We start from the raw sequence: 13,151 nt of genomic DNA, 5'->3' as shown, positions 1-13,151 counted from the left end.
GTAAATCAATGCCAGTGCGGAAATGTCATCCTTCTGTTACATTGAAGTCCTGGTTGAACGAATGCCGGTATTTTTTTACATAATCGGAAGGGTTCATCCCAAACAACTTTACAAATTGCTCCCGGAAGTACTTAATATCACCAATCCCCACCTGCATGGAAGCCTGGGTAATGGTGTAATTTTCTTTGAGCAGCAAAACGGCTGCCTTTCGTAAACGGATTGACCGTATAAAGGAGTTGATGGTTTGCCCGGAGATGGATTTGACTTTTTTATAAAGACTGGAATGGCTCATGCCGATTTCCAGGGTGAACTTTTTGATGGAAAAATCCTCATTGTCAAGATTGTCTTCGATAATTTCAATGCACCTTTTCAGGAAATCCTGGTATTCGGCGGGTACTTTGATATTGCTGTTTTTGAGTGTAATGCGATCAAAGAAGTACTGTTGCAGCAGGTTCCTGTTCTTAATAATGTTGTGGACTTTGGCCAGTAGAAAGTCCTTTTCAAAGGGCTTGGTAATATAATCATCGGCGCCGCCTTCCACTCCCCTGATCCGGGTGTCGGAGGCAGAAGAACCGGTTAGCAATATCACCGGGATATGGCTGATGGAGGCCGTTTGCTTGATTTTGGCGCATAAGGCCACCCCGTCCATGCCCTGCATTTGTATATCGCTGATCACCAGGTCGGGCATATACTGTTGTACGGCAGCAAAGCCACTGTTGCCATTGTCGGCTTCATATACCAGGAAGGTATCTTTAAACAGCTGTTGCAGGTATTGCCTGATTTCATCGTCATCGTCGATCAGCAGTATGGATTTTTTCTCGGTGATCACGGTGCCGGTGCCTTCTATTTCCCTGGCGGCAGGAACAACAGGGGCATTTCCCAGCGTACTGGCTGCTGATAATTCTTCCAGGAAAGCCGATTTAGGGGCGATGTTTTCCAGCAGGGGGGCGCCGGCAAAATGCCCATTTCCCTTTTTCAGGGTAACCAGGAAGGCGGTGCCTTGATTTACCTCGCTGTGGTAGGTGATTTCGCCATGATGCCTGTCAATAAAATGTTTTACGAGATAAAGCCCGATTCCAAAACCGGTTTGCAGGGATTCCTGCTGGTCCTGTGCCCGTTGGAATTTTTCAAAGATCCGATTGCCTACACTGCCTTCAATACCACAACCGCTGTCTTTGATGGTGATGGTCACCTCATGCTCATCGTCGGTTAGTTCAAAAATGATACTGCCCTGATCGGGGGTAAACTTAAAGGCATTAGACAAGAGGTTGAAGATGGCGATTTCGAGTTTCTCACTGTCGCCATATATGTCAATGGCCGCTTCCTGGCTGTGAAACTGGTAGTCAATATTTTTGATGATGGCCTGCTGGGAGAAGCACAGGTATACTTCATGGCAAAGATTTACAATGTCCAGCCGGGATATTTTGAGCTGATCGCCATCCCGGTCCGCTTTACGAAACAGTAACAGCTGGTCTACCAGGCTAAGCAGGCGCCTGGCATTGCGGTATACGATGCTGAGGTCCCGGTTATCTTTATTTTGCAACAGCTCTTTTAGCGGGTTAATGATCAGTGTAAGCGGTGTTCTGAATTCATGGGAAATATTGGTAAAGAACGAGAGCTTTTTTTCGTTCAGTTCCTTTTCCTTTTCATTTTCCAGGTGGGCCAGTTTGATCTCGTATTTCAATCTTTCCTCCCTGGCTTTGTAGCTGGTGTACAGGTACACCGCGGCAATAATGCTGGTAATATAAATAAGATATGCCCACCAGGTCCGGTACCAGGGTGGTAATACGATCAGGGTAATGGTATGAATATCATCGCTCCACAACCCGTCGGCATTGCTGGCCTTGAGGTCGAAAACGTAAGTGCCTTCCCGTAAATGGGTGTAATTGGCCGTACGGGTTTGTCCTACATAGTTCCAGTTGTTGTCCCATCCCCGCAGGCGGTAGGCGTAGCTGATCTTATCCGGCAGGGTATATTCCAGTGCTACAAAGTCAAAGGCAACGGTAGCCTTATCGTAAGGAACCGTAATTTCCTTTACTTCTTCCCTGGTTCTGCCGGATACGTAATTGTCCAGCTGCGTGATGGATACATTGTTGACACGGATAGCTGTCAGCAATACGGGCGGAATAGCGGTGCGGGCATATACGCTATCCGGGTAAAAAATATTAAAGCCTTTGATGCCGCCAAACATAAATTCTCCGGAACTTAGTTTCAGTGCTGCGTTAAAGCTAAACTGGTTACTCTGCAAACCATCGGAGGCAGAGTAGTTGCGGAAGCTGTTTTTAGCGGGGTCAAACCGCGACAGCCCGTTGAAGGTGCTGAGCCACAGGGTGCCGGTATTGTCTTCCAGGATTCGGAGAATAGTATTGCTGGGTAATCCTTCTGAAGTCGTGAAACGCTTATACTGACCAGTGTTCCGGTCGAAGCGCAGTAAACCTCCGCCGTCTGTGCCCACCCAGAAACTGCCTTGCCGGTCTTCATGAATAGACCGCACCGTATACCCTATATCAAATCGCTGGTGCTGCCGCAGGTCCCTGTCTATTTTGATCAGGGAAGAATAGTTACCGCCCCAGAAATTACCTGCTTTGTCTTCTGCCAGGCATTGCATGTTTACCAGGCTGCTGTCAAAAAGCTCAAATTGTTGTTGCTGCCGGTTCAGGCGGTACAAGGTACCGTTGTTGGTAGTGCTGGCCCAGATGTCCTGCCGGCCGTCTTCATACACGGTCCATACATTATTTTCCGCGGCATGCGTATAGGGATTGTAGCAAACATAATGTACAAAAGTGTTGCTGGCAGCGGAGTATCGGTTAACGCCGCCGAACCAGGTCGACATCCACAGGTTTTGTTGCCTGTCGCGGATAATAGATGTAATAAAATTACTGCTGATGCCGGGTTGACCGGCTGCTTCGTGACGGTAGGAAGTCAGGGTGTTATTTTCCCGGTTCCAGTATTTTAATCCCCCGCCATCGGTTCCTATCCAGACATTATGTTTTTCATCTTCACAAAAAGAAAAAGTGAAGTTGTCGATCGCCCTGGCATCGGGATTTTTGTTGAGCACATTCAACTCAAAAGGATTGCGTTTGGCTTCCACGATATTAACGCCGCCACGCAGGGTACCTATCCATTTCCGGCTTTCCCGGTCTTCGAATACGGCGTATACTGCATTACTGCTGAGTTGGGGCATATTACCCCTGGTGGTAAAAGCAGTTGCCACGGAATCAGCAGGCGTCAACAGGAAAATGCCATTACCATCGGAAGCGGCCCAGATGATGCCTTCCCTGTCGGTAAAAAGATTTACAATTTTGCTGCTTTCCGCCAGGGCACTGCCGGTGTATTTCCCGGTGGCAGGGATATAACGGAAAAAGCCGGTATCTGTGCCAAGCCAGATATGGCCTGATCTGTCGGCGGTTAAACAATTACCGCGTGGGATATCTCTGGAGATAATATCCAGTTGCCCGCGCGCGATATCATACCTGCACAAACCAATGTTCTGCACAAATATCCAGGCATATTTCCCGGTAAACTCAATACCGGTTACCTCGTAGCTGGTAATGGTGGTATGTAAATTATTGAGCGGTATTTGTTTGCCGGTACTGCTACTGTTATTAAACAACAACAACCCGTTTTTTTCGGTACCGACTAAAAGAATGCCGTTATCATCAGATTTGATAATATGTATATTACCATCTGCTTTGCGTGGTGTTTTACCGTTTACCGGCAGGTATACCGGCATGGTAAATTTTTCATTCACCGGGTTAAATACGCATACGCCCTTGCGGCCACCTACCCAGAGCTGCTCCCGGGCGTCGTCTGCCAGGGTATAAATACCGTTATCTATCAGTGAGCTGCTGTCACCAATTTTGTTACGGTAGATTTTAAATTTATAGCCATCATACCGGTTCAGACCATCATAAGTACCAAACCACATAAACCCTTTGTGGTCCTGGTATACACTGGTTACCGCATTATTGGATAAGCCATCCTCAATACCCAGGTATTTAATCGGATGGCCGGTAGCGAAAATGTTATTTACAACGATCACCAACACCCATAAAACAAAACAAATTTTCCCAACATGGTGCATAGGCCTGTTTTAACTATTCATAAAGCTATTGAAAAGGCAGGTATTTTCTGCCGATAAAAATCTATTTTTGAATCAAAAGAGAAGACTATGGCAGTGCAGCACGTAGCGCAGCAACTATTGCACCTGTGCGATATTATTCCTGATAGTGTCCGGCGTATACCTGATTTTGATTTTACATTTAAGCGGGCGCCCGGCAAATGGTCCAAGAAAGAAATCCTGGGGCACCTGGTCGATTCTGCTTCCAACAACCACCAGCGGTTTGTTCGCGGAAGAGTGGAAAATGTGCCTACCATTGCCTATGATGGCGATGCCTGGGTAAGCGTTCAGCAATACCAGGAGCAGGACCGGGAACTGATCCTGCAACTATGGGAAACCTACAACCGGCACATTGCAGCTATTGTTAAAGTGATCAGCGACGATGATCTGTTGAAATGCTGCAAGTATGGAGATGGTACCGTATTGCCCTTGCAGTTTTTAATTGAAGATTATCTTCATCATATGGAGCATCATCTGAAACAGATAGTGGGGGCGTATTAATTATCAACTGTAACAAACATTTATCCCTTCAATTCAGTAATAATATTACTAAACCTGTTAAGCCGGCCGGCCCATATTTTCCGCAGATAAAACTGCTGTATGAAAACCGCTGCGGCAATCAATACCACTGCCAGGTATTTATGATTGTTCCAGTGAATATTTGCGAGGAAGAACGCAAATATTCCTGCAAAGGCCAATACCCTGGAAGTGACTGCTACAGCCGCATAGCGCTTCAGTTGCCGTAATTGCTGCTGCATGGTTTGCAGTAAATTGCTACCCGTGGATGGTTGCTTTGCCATCATATAGCCGGCAACGTTATACACCAGCATAAATATGACAGATATTACCAGCAGTGCATTGAGATAAAAAGGTTTCTTATCGCCATCAAAAAAATCATAGTATACCACTAAAAACAGGGTATATCCTATGGCTTCTATGATGAGTTGTTTCCTGATCTGTTTGATCACAGGCGATGTTTGTTTAACGGCCATGGCCTGAATGTCGGCGGTACTGCGGGAAGGTGTGGGGATATTGTCCCATGCTGCTTTTAAAGGATCCATTGTTTATAAGTTTAAAATGTTTTTAAGCTTGTTTTTTATCCGGTTAATCTTCACCCCTACATAGTTTTCCTCTATACCAATGATGCCGGCGATTTCCTGGTAGCTCATGTCTTCCAGGTACAGCGCAATAATAGCTTTCTCGGCGTCACTGAGTTGACTGAGCGCGGCAAAAAGCCGGTCCTGCTGTATGGTGGTATTATGGTCGGTAGTGGCGGGCAAATCCGGGAGCGTATCAGTATAGGTTACCGGGATGCTGCGCTTACGAAAGCCTGCCAGCGCGGTGTTAAGCGCTATCCGGTACATCCAGGTGCTGATTTTGGCATTTCCGCTGAAAGTGGGATACGATTTCCACAGCTGGTAAATCATCTCCTGGAAAAGATCCTCCCGGTCTTCCGGGCTATCCCGGTACAAACGGCAGAGCTTATGCAATATGCCCTGGTGCTGCTGTATGCTAACGAGAAATGCCTGTTGATCCATGAATGATTTATTTAGCAGGTTAGTTGCAGCAGGGCCCCAAAAACTTACAATTGTTTCAAAATATTTACCAGATCACTTTGTTGACGGTAGCCCAGTTGCGGGTAGTGCAGGGGATGCCCAGTTTTCTTTCGAGTTGCGCCACTACATCAAGCGGCTTGGTTTCCAGGTCTTTCCGGATCATGGTATATACTTCGCAACCTTTCATATGCAGGGTTTCTGCGGGCGACTGCAGCGCAGCGATCACTCCGGCCGCATGCGGACCCGCCGGGGCCGACAGGAAGGATACGTATACCTGCAATGATTTGTCGGGCGTAACGCCGGGAAATGGCGTGTGTTTCACTACCAGCTCCAGTTCAGGTACCGACCGGATAATAGCGGGGACCTCAAATCCATAGTTTTTAAGCAACAGCTTTTCTATTTTGGTAGCCAGCGCGGCAACATGGGTACTGCCGGATTCAAACATCACATTGCCACTCTGGATATAAGTCTTCACATTTTTAAATCCAGCCTCACCCAGCTGTTGTCGCAGGTCTTCCATTTTAACGATTCGTTTGCCTACATTCACTGCCCGCAGAAAAGCAACGTATTTGGTCATAAGGGTTTCAACTTTACTTTGTAAGTTTGTTTTATCATGCACTATCTACAAATCATTCGCAAATTATACAACTTAACGGAAGATGCCAATCATGGCTATCCGGAAGCAGCTATCGACGCACTGGAAGACCGTTTACAGGTTAAAATACCGGCATCTCTCCGGCAGTATTATCTTTCGCTGGGTAATAATAAAGTGGTGAACGACAGTTTTAACCGTTTAACTTCCCTGGGAGAAATAGGTTTTTCGGAAGATGAACACCTGGTATTTTATGAGGAAAACCAGGCGGTAGTTTTATGGGGTATCGAGAAAGCAGCCCTGCAGCTGGATAATCCACCCGTATATGGTACCTACGATAGCGGCAGGGCGGAATGGTTTACCGATGCAGATACGACAGAACATTTCCTGCTGTCGATGGCGTGGTGGAATGGTGCGCTTGGAGGGCTTACCCACACAGCATTTACTGACCTGGAAGAAGACCTGACTGCAACACATATCGCTGCGGTTACCGGCAACTGGGAGGAACAGAAAGGAATTTCTAACCAGTTGCTACGGTTCTTTACCAACGACTATGAAGATATTCTTGTACTCACCACTGAGCAGGATGCACAGGTGAATGGCGTATATATCGGCACCAACAACGAAGCCCGGTTTAATTTCATGTTGCAAACGCTGAACATGGAATGGTGTTACCGGACCGATCGTGATGAATAGCCTGCCCACAACACGGTAATGATTAACCCATAGAAAATGCCGCCCAGCGCGGTAGCCAGGTAGTCCATGCCTTTACAGTCGATATGATGAAAGTGTTCGTTGATCAATAGTATGGCGCTGCTCAGTATAGCGGTGATAAGCCAGAAGCCGGCCTTGCCTGCAATGCTCACCGCCGGACTGTTTTTTACCATTGGGATTTTCAGGAAGAAGTAGAATAGCAACAGCAACCCTGCTACTGAACTGAGATATTGCATCAGGTACCACATTTTCATAGGATGCCGCCATACCTGTATGTCCCTTTGCAGGAAAGGCATCCAGGTAACAAAGCGGCCTTCTCCATGCGTAAATGCATCGAGAAAAAAATGTGTCAGGATACCGATGATAATGGACGTGATCACCACCGGGTAATGCTGCCGGAAATAGCTGGTCCAGTTGAAGGAACGGAATAGCTGTAACCTGCTACCTGCCCACCCGGGGAGGTATGGCAGTAATACCGGTTTTATAATGCTATGATAAAGCCAGGCCAGCAGCAGGGCTAACGGTATATCATATACGAAAATTCCCCACCACTGGTGCCCCGCATTAAAATAAGGATTCAGGAAAATAAAGTACAGGAAATCAGGCACCATGCTGCCAATAATTAAACCGGTGGCAGACAGGTATTGGCGGGAGGTATTATAAAAGGGAACAACTATCGCTGCATGTGATATAGTAAATGGCATTTTGCTACGGGTATTGGCTATAAATTTAAATTATTTCTAATAAATACCAGGGTTGTTGTAAAGAAATGTTAATGTTATAATCGTCCATCATTTCCGGTAAAATATCCAACGCTATTCGTGTGATAACATGTATTTTTATTAGGTCTTTGAAAACATAAAAAAACAATGTGCTATGACAAATTGGATAATTGATGAATCACACAGCGAAATCGGATTCAAAGTTAAACATCTCATGATTACGAATGTGAGTGGATTTTTTACACGGTTTACCGGAAGTATTCAAACCGACAGCGAGGATTTTCATGATGCAACTATCTCCTTCGAAGCGGCGGCAGATAGTATTGATACACAGAACAGGCAAAGGGATGAACATCTGAAGAATGGCGACTTTTTTGATTCCTCCAACCATCCCAAAATCAGCTTCGTCTCCAAAAAAGTAAAAAAGATAGATGACGAACAATACAAATTACTGGGCGACCTGACGATTAAAGGCGAAACACATCCTATTGAACTGGATGTGCTGCATGCCGGTGTGACAGTAGATCCATACGGACAAACCAAAGCAGGATTTGCATTGAAGGGTCGTTTACACCGCGCCGACTACGGTTTGCGCTGGAATGCCACCACGGAAGCCGGCGGTATTGTGCTCAGCGACGAGGTGAAACTCAACATGGAAATACAACTGATTAAACAATAGGATAAAGCTGAAAGCAAAAAGCATAAAGCTCCCTGAGCGAATGGTTAATGCGGAAGTTTCTCCGCTCAGGTCACTCGCTCGGGAAGCTTTATGCTTTTTGCTTTCAGCTTTATCCTATCTTTGTGCTCATGAAATTTGAACAATACAATATCTCCCCCGAAATAAAGGACAGTTTGGCAGAAATGGGCTTTAAAAAGCCTACAGATATACAGTTCAAAGCCATCCCATCTATCCTCAACGGAGATGATGTAATGGCGATTGCACAAACAGGAACCGGTAAAACAGCGGCTTTTGCTATTCCTATACTGCATCGCTTACAGCAGCAGGACCGTAAGTACCGTAAAGCAAAGTACGAGGTGAAATGTCTCGTGATGGTGCCTACCCGTGAGCTGGCCATCCAGATTGCCGAAGTATTTCAATCTATAGCACAATACACTGACCTGAGTATCCTGGCACTGGTAGGTGGCGTAGACCAGGGACCGCAGATCAAAGTACTGGAAAAAGGAGTGGATGTACTCATTGCCACGCCTGGTCGTATGTTTGACCAGATTAACCAGGGACATATAGATCTGAGCCAGGTGAAAACCCTCGTACTCGATGAGGCCGATCACATGCTCGATCTGGGCTTTATCCGCGATATCCGCGATGTGATCAAACATATTCCCCGCGAACACCAGACCCTCTTCTTTTCTGCTACGCTGAACAAGGATATCAAGGACCTGGCTTATTCCGTGGTAAATAACCCTATCCGCATACAAATATCTCCCAAAGATCCGGTGGCTAAAAATGTAAGCCATGCTGTGGCCTATGTGGAAATGGATGATAAACGTTTTTTCCTGGAAAGACTGATCAAGGAATTTCCTGAAAGTAAAATCCTGGTATTTGTACGGACTAAAGTGCGGGCAGAGCGTGTAATGGCGGCAATGGCGCGTATTGGCGTCAAATCACTCACCATGCACGGCGGCAAGGAACAGGACGATCGCCTTGGTGTAATGGATGTATTCAAAAAAGGAGACATCAAAGTGCTGGTCACTACAGACGTAAACGCGCGTGGTATCGATATTCCGAATGTTGACTACGTGGTCAACTACGATTTACCGGATGTGCCTGAGAACTATGTACACCGCGTAGGCCGTACCGGCCGTGGCGTACAGAAAGGACAAGCCGTTTCTTTCTGCAGTACGGAGGAAAAACCCATACTGGATGAAATACAGAAATTCCTGGGAAAGAATATTACGGAGATGAAGATCAATAAAGATGATTACCGTGAAACCATCAGTTTCTCCGAAGATATTCCTAACGACAACTGGCAACTGCTGCTGGATGAGCATAACAAGGAACTGGCAGAAGTGCAGAAAAAAGTAAAGAAAAGAGCCGCGGCAAATGTGAAGAAAAAAGCGAAGAAGAAGTAAGCCGTTGGTAAAAGATAGGAGGTGGCCGTTCCGGTAGGAGCGGCCATTTTTTTATGTAAAAAACGATCCCGGCTTACACCGGGACCATACATTCAAAACACTATAATCAGTAACTAACTATTGCTTTACTGCTTCCACATTCACGGTAATATCAACAGTAGGCGCTACCGCATATACGCCGGAAGGTAATTTGTCTGCGTACTTCACGCCAAAATCAAGACGGTTGATCGTAGCTTTTGCCGTGAAACCTGCTCTTCTTAATCCCCATGGATCTTTAATAACACCGTTGTAAGTAACGTCGAAGGCTACACGTTTTGTGGTGCTGCGGATGGTAAGATCTGCGAGCAATACGTATTTGTTGCCTGTTAATTTCTTCAGGGAAACACTTTTCAGTGTGATAGAAGGATATGTTGCAACGTTAAAGAAGTCATCTGTTTTCAGGTGGCCATCGCGTTGATCTACACCGGTGGAAATGCTGGAAGCATCTACCGTGAAATCAACTTTCGCATTCTGGAAATTAGTGCTGTCGGCAGTTTCGATAGTACCATTGAATTTGGTGAAATGACCCTGTACATAACTCAGCCCCAAGTGCTTTACACCAAAGATGATGCTGGAGTGAGCAGGATCAGCATTCCATTTTACCTGGGCAAAAGAAACGATGCTGGCTAATACCAGGAGGGCGGTGAAAAAGAAACCTTTTTTCATGTTTTTTTTATTGAATTTAGTTAATTATTTATTTGAAAGCTGACCGTCAACGGACCAACGTCCGGCTCCTTTTATGATCAGCGCTATACAGATACCGATTACCAGCAAATGGTACTCAAATCCTTCTCCTGCCTGCGTACCGCCCCAGTTCATAAAGAACCCGTTGGCTTTGTGCATGTTCATAGCTACCAGCATAATAACGGTGAGCATCGCTGCCCATAACCTGGTGGTAAATCCAAAAAGGATCAGCAGTGCACCAATGCTTTCCGTGAGTATTACGAGGAAAGCAAGTATGGCCGGCGTACCGGAAGAAGTGAAATAATTCATGGTGGCTTTAAATCCATACCCGCCAAACATGCCGAGTAATTTCTGGGCGCCATGTGGTAATATTACCAGTGCTACGGTGATGCGCACTATGAAAGCGGTAAGACTGTTGTCTGTTTGAAGTAATCGTTTGAACATGATACTGTAGGTTTAATAATGTGTGTACTTTTATTGTATATACAATTGTTGGAGCAAAAAAAATCAATCGCGAAGTTTGTCCAACAATTCGTTTAAGATCATCGCTTCGTCTTTAGTCAGTTTTTTTGTGAGTTCCCTGTGATTTTTCTCCATTACCGGATCGAGCTCCTTTAATAAAGCCAGCCCCTTCTCCGTGATTTCGATTTCTACCTTACGACGATTAGCATCGCATTGTTTGCGGGTAAGCAGTGCTTTCTGACGGAGCTTCTCTACCAGCCTGGTAGCATTGCTCATCCTGTCCATCATGCGCTCCTGTATATCCAGCAGATTTAATGGTTTGGGATAGCTTCCACGAAGTATCCTTAATACATTGAATTGCTGACTCGATAAATCATATTGTTTCAGCACATGAGAAGCACCCACTTCCAGCCAGTTACCGGTAAATATTATGTTCAGCATGGCACGTTGGTATTCGTCCTTGAACCTGGTCTGCTTCAGTTCTTCTTCCAGTTTCATAATTACATCTACAACTGTTGTTTATACAACAAAGGTAGGTGTATTTTTCATTTTTCCAAATTTTCAGCAAAAACAGGGGTTGAAAAATATTTTTTACTTTTTTTAAAACCTGCTGACAAACAGTTGTCACTTGCCGGTAGTTCCTTTGTATTACAAAACACGAACAACTATGATACACGCTACCACTGCACCCCAAACCTCTTTTTCTGCTATTGCCCGGGCAAACGCCGCCTGGAATCTCTGGGCCAATAATACCCTGCTGGCATGGCTGGAAACCAAAACGCCTGAATTACTGGATACAGAGGTAGCTTCCAGCTTTTCCTCTATCCGCAAAACCCTTCGTCACCTCTGGACTGTGCAGGATTGGTGGCTGGCCAACATGGCCGGTGAAAAACCTGAATTTACCTATGGAGAAGTTTATACCGGCACCGTACAGGAAGCCATGGAAGGATTGGCTGCCTCTTCCAGGCGCCTCAATAGCTATTTTGAATCATTATCAGCAGCAGAAATGGCGGATACCTGCAGCGTAAACATCCCCTTTACCGGTGATTTTGATATTCCCCGTTTTGAAATGATGCAGCATGTGGCTAATCACAGCGCTTACCATCGCGGACAGGTGGTTACTATTGGCCGCAGCGTGGGGTTTACCGATGCGCCGATGACGGATTATATGTACTGGAATTTAATCGTTAGGTAAATCGGGAAAGGGAGCGAACCGGCTTTTAGCCATTAGCCGTTAGCTTTTAGCAAAAATGCAGCGAAGATCATGTGATGACCTTCGCTGCATTTTTGCTAAAAGCTAACGGCTGGCTCGCTGCATTTTTGCTAAAAGCTAAAAGCTGGCTCGCTGCATTTTGCTAAAAGCTAACAGCTAAAAGCTGTTTCATCAACTATTCAGTCCTCCATCAATAGTCAGGGCCGAACCATTAATAAAACTGCTTTCCGGGCCTGCCAGGAAGCTTACCAGGTCGGCTACATCAGTGGCCTTCCCATAATGTCCCAGGGCGATGTGCTGCCGTTGAAAATCAGCATGCGGGCCATCGGCTGGGTTCATATCAGTATCTACCGGGCCGGGTTGTACCAGGTTGGTGGTAATACCACGGTTACCCAGGTCACGTGCAAGCCCTTTATTAAAGGCGGTCAGCGCCGATTTACTCATGCTGTACAGTGTGCCGTATGGTCCTACTACACGATCAGCCATGCAGCTGCCGATAGTAATGATCCTGCCGCCGTTACCCATATGTTTGGTGGCTGCCTGCGTGCCCACAAATACGGCGCGGGTGTTTACTGCCATGGTATGCTCATAATCTTCCAGTGTATATTCGGAAAATTCTTTCATTACGGCTGTACCGGCGTTGTTAACCAGGATATCAATGCGGCCATAGGTATTCACTGTATGATCTACTGCGCCGATCACTGCCTGCGCATCTGCGCTGTCGGCCGCAATGGCTGCTGCCTGCTGACCTTGGGCTGTTAATTCTTCCACCAGGGCCGCTGCCTGTGTGGCGCCTTTTACATAAGTGAAAACTACTGTGGCGCCTTCTCCGGCTAAACGTTTTACGATGGCTGCTCCCATACCGCGACTTCCTCCTGTAACCAGGGCTATCTTGTTTTCCAGACGTTTCATATAAATTGATTTTATGCCTGCAAAGCTAGAACCGCCGCCTGGTTTA

Annotated in this window: 14 protein-coding genes; 5 read left to right on the top strand and 9 right to left on the bottom strand. The window is 46.1% G+C overall.

Annotated features, from left to right (window positions below; genetic code table 11):
- Window positions 1–25 precede the first annotated feature (25 nt).
- The gene (locus KE626_RS28665; RefSeq protein ID WP_211976500.1) at window positions 26–4,084 is read right to left on the bottom strand and encodes a hybrid sensor histidine kinase/response regulator; all 4,059 of its coding nucleotides are present in this window, start codon (window positions 4,082–4,084) and stop codon (window positions 26–28) included.
- Between the two features lie 87 nt (window positions 4,085–4,171).
- On the opposite strand from KE626_RS28665, the gene KE626_RS28660 reads away from it, so the two are divergent.
- Window positions 4,172–4,621, top strand: coding sequence for a DinB family protein (locus KE626_RS28660; protein ID WP_211976499.1), 450 nt, complete (start codon window positions 4,172–4,174; stop codon window positions 4,619–4,621).
- 20 nt (window positions 4,622–4,641) lie between these two features.
- On the opposite strand, the gene KE626_RS28655 is transcribed toward KE626_RS28660, so the two are convergent.
- The 3 genes from KE626_RS28655 to KE626_RS28645 all read right to left on the bottom strand — a co-directional run bounded on the left by KE626_RS28655 (window position 4,642) and on the right by KE626_RS28645 (window position 6,253).
- Entirely contained in the window at window positions 4,642–5,181 is a 540-nt protein-coding gene (locus tag KE626_RS28655) for a hypothetical protein (RefSeq protein WP_211976498.1), read from the bottom strand.
- Window positions 5,182–5,184: 3 nt separating this feature from the next.
- Window positions 5,185–5,658, bottom strand: a complete 474-nt coding sequence (locus tag KE626_RS28650) for an RNA polymerase sigma factor (RefSeq protein WP_211976497.1) — start codon at window positions 5,656–5,658, stop codon at window positions 5,185–5,187.
- A 64-nt stretch (window positions 5,659–5,722) separates the two neighbouring features.
- Window positions 5,723–6,253: a DUF1697 domain-containing protein gene (locus KE626_RS28645; RefSeq protein WP_211976496.1), complete on the bottom strand. Its 531-nt coding sequence runs from the start codon at window positions 6,251–6,253 to the stop codon at window positions 5,723–5,725.
- A gap of 36 nt (window positions 6,254–6,289) precedes the next feature.
- On the opposite strand from KE626_RS28645, the gene KE626_RS28640 reads away from it, so the two are divergent.
- Complete coding sequence (locus KE626_RS28640; protein ID WP_211976495.1) at window positions 6,290–6,964, top strand: hypothetical protein; 675 nt, start codon at window positions 6,290–6,292, stop codon at window positions 6,962–6,964.
- Here the strand turns inward: KE626_RS28640 and KE626_RS28635 are convergent.
- On the bottom strand, window positions 6,940–7,686 hold the full coding sequence (locus KE626_RS28635; RefSeq protein WP_211976494.1) for a DUF4184 family protein: 747 nt from the start codon (window positions 7,684–7,686) through the stop codon (window positions 6,940–6,942). The two genes, KE626_RS28640 and KE626_RS28635, sit on opposite strands and share 25 nt — an antisense overlap.
- A gap of 172 nt (window positions 7,687–7,858) precedes the next feature.
- On the opposite strand from KE626_RS28635, the gene KE626_RS28630 reads away from it, so the two are divergent.
- Together KE626_RS28630 and KE626_RS28625 are read left to right on the top strand one after the other, a co-directional pair.
- A complete protein-coding gene (locus KE626_RS28630) occupies window positions 7,859–8,383 on the top strand; it encodes a YceI family protein (protein ID WP_211976493.1) in 525 nt (174 codons plus the stop codon).
- Between the two features lie 128 nt (window positions 8,384–8,511).
- Window positions 8,512–9,795, top strand: coding sequence for a DEAD/DEAH box helicase (locus KE626_RS28625; protein ID WP_211976492.1), 1,284 nt, complete (start codon window positions 8,512–8,514; stop codon window positions 9,793–9,795).
- Between the two features lie 117 nt (window positions 9,796–9,912).
- On the opposite strand, the gene KE626_RS28620 is transcribed toward KE626_RS28625, so the two are convergent.
- The 3 genes from KE626_RS28620 to KE626_RS28610 all read right to left on the bottom strand — a co-directional run bounded on the left by KE626_RS28620 (window position 9,913) and on the right by KE626_RS28610 (window position 11,478).
- Window positions 9,913–10,500, bottom strand: a complete 588-nt coding sequence (locus tag KE626_RS28620; protein ID WP_211976491.1) for a YceI family protein — start codon at window positions 10,498–10,500, stop codon at window positions 9,913–9,915.
- Window positions 10,501–10,524: 24 nt separating this feature from the next.
- A complete protein-coding gene (locus KE626_RS28615) occupies window positions 10,525–10,962 on the bottom strand; it encodes a DoxX family protein (protein WP_211976490.1) in 438 nt (145 codons plus the stop codon).
- A gap of 63 nt (window positions 10,963–11,025) precedes the next feature.
- Window positions 11,026–11,478, bottom strand: a complete 453-nt coding sequence (locus KE626_RS28610; protein ID WP_211976489.1) for a MarR family winged helix-turn-helix transcriptional regulator — start codon at window positions 11,476–11,478, stop codon at window positions 11,026–11,028.
- Between the two features lie 169 nt (window positions 11,479–11,647).
- Between KE626_RS28610 and KE626_RS28605 the strand changes: the two genes are divergently transcribed.
- Window positions 11,648–12,175, top strand: a complete 528-nt coding sequence (locus tag KE626_RS28605) for a DinB family protein (protein ID WP_211976488.1) — start codon at window positions 11,648–11,650, stop codon at window positions 12,173–12,175.
- A gap of 189 nt (window positions 12,176–12,364) precedes the next feature.
- Here the strand turns inward: KE626_RS28605 and KE626_RS28600 are convergent, their stop codons facing one another.
- Entirely contained in the window at window positions 12,365–13,105 is a 741-nt protein-coding gene (locus KE626_RS28600) for an SDR family NAD(P)-dependent oxidoreductase (RefSeq protein WP_211976487.1), read from the bottom strand.
- Window positions 13,106–13,151 lie beyond the last annotated feature (46 nt).

The organism is Chitinophaga hostae (assembly GCF_018224885.1).
GTDB lineage: Bacteria > Bacteroidota > Bacteroidia > Chitinophagales > Chitinophagaceae > Chitinophaga > Chitinophaga hostae.
This window is presented reverse-complemented; position numbering and strand designations above follow the sequence as displayed.

Excerpts from the sequence above, each read along its gene's own strand:
- KE626_RS28665 (WP_211976500.1), bottom strand. The coding sequence starts at position 4,084 with ATGCACCATGTTGGGAAAATTTGTTTTGTTTTATGGGTGTTGGTGATC.
- KE626_RS28660 (WP_211976499.1), top strand. The coding sequence starts at position 4,172 with ATGGCAGTGCAGCACGTAGCGCAGCAACTATTGCACCTGTGCGATATT.
- KE626_RS28655 (WP_211976498.1), bottom strand. The coding sequence starts at position 5,181 with ATGGATCCTTTAAAAGCAGCATGGGACAATATCCCCACACCTTCCCGC.
- KE626_RS28650 (WP_211976497.1), bottom strand. The coding sequence starts at position 5,658 with ATGGATCAACAGGCATTTCTCGTTAGCATACAGCAGCACCAGGGCATA.
- KE626_RS28645 (WP_211976496.1), bottom strand. The coding sequence starts at position 6,253 with ATGACCAAATACGTTGCTTTTCTGCGGGCAGTGAATGTAGGCAAACGA.
- KE626_RS28640 (WP_211976495.1), top strand. The coding sequence starts at position 6,290 with ATGCACTATCTACAAATCATTCGCAAATTATACAACTTAACGGAAGAT.
- KE626_RS28635 (WP_211976494.1), bottom strand. The coding sequence starts at position 7,686 with ATGCCATTTACTATATCACATGCAGCGATAGTTGTTCCCTTTTATAAT.
- KE626_RS28630 (WP_211976493.1), top strand. The coding sequence starts at position 7,859 with ATGACAAATTGGATAATTGATGAATCACACAGCGAAATCGGATTCAAA.
- KE626_RS28625 (WP_211976492.1), top strand. The coding sequence starts at position 8,512 with ATGAAATTTGAACAATACAATATCTCCCCCGAAATAAAGGACAGTTTG.
- KE626_RS28620 (WP_211976491.1), bottom strand. The coding sequence starts at position 10,500 with ATGAAAAAAGGTTTCTTTTTCACCGCCCTCCTGGTATTAGCCAGCATC.
- KE626_RS28615 (WP_211976490.1), bottom strand. The coding sequence starts at position 10,962 with ATGTTCAAACGATTACTTCAAACAGACAACAGTCTTACCGCTTTCATA.
- KE626_RS28610 (WP_211976489.1), bottom strand. The coding sequence starts at position 11,478 with ATGAAACTGGAAGAAGAACTGAAGCAGACCAGGTTCAAGGACGAATAC.
- KE626_RS28605 (WP_211976488.1), top strand. The coding sequence starts at position 11,648 with ATGATACACGCTACCACTGCACCCCAAACCTCTTTTTCTGCTATTGCC.
- KE626_RS28600 (WP_211976487.1), bottom strand. The coding sequence starts at position 13,105 with ATGAAACGTCTGGAAAACAAGATAGCCCTGGTTACAGGAGGAAGTCGC.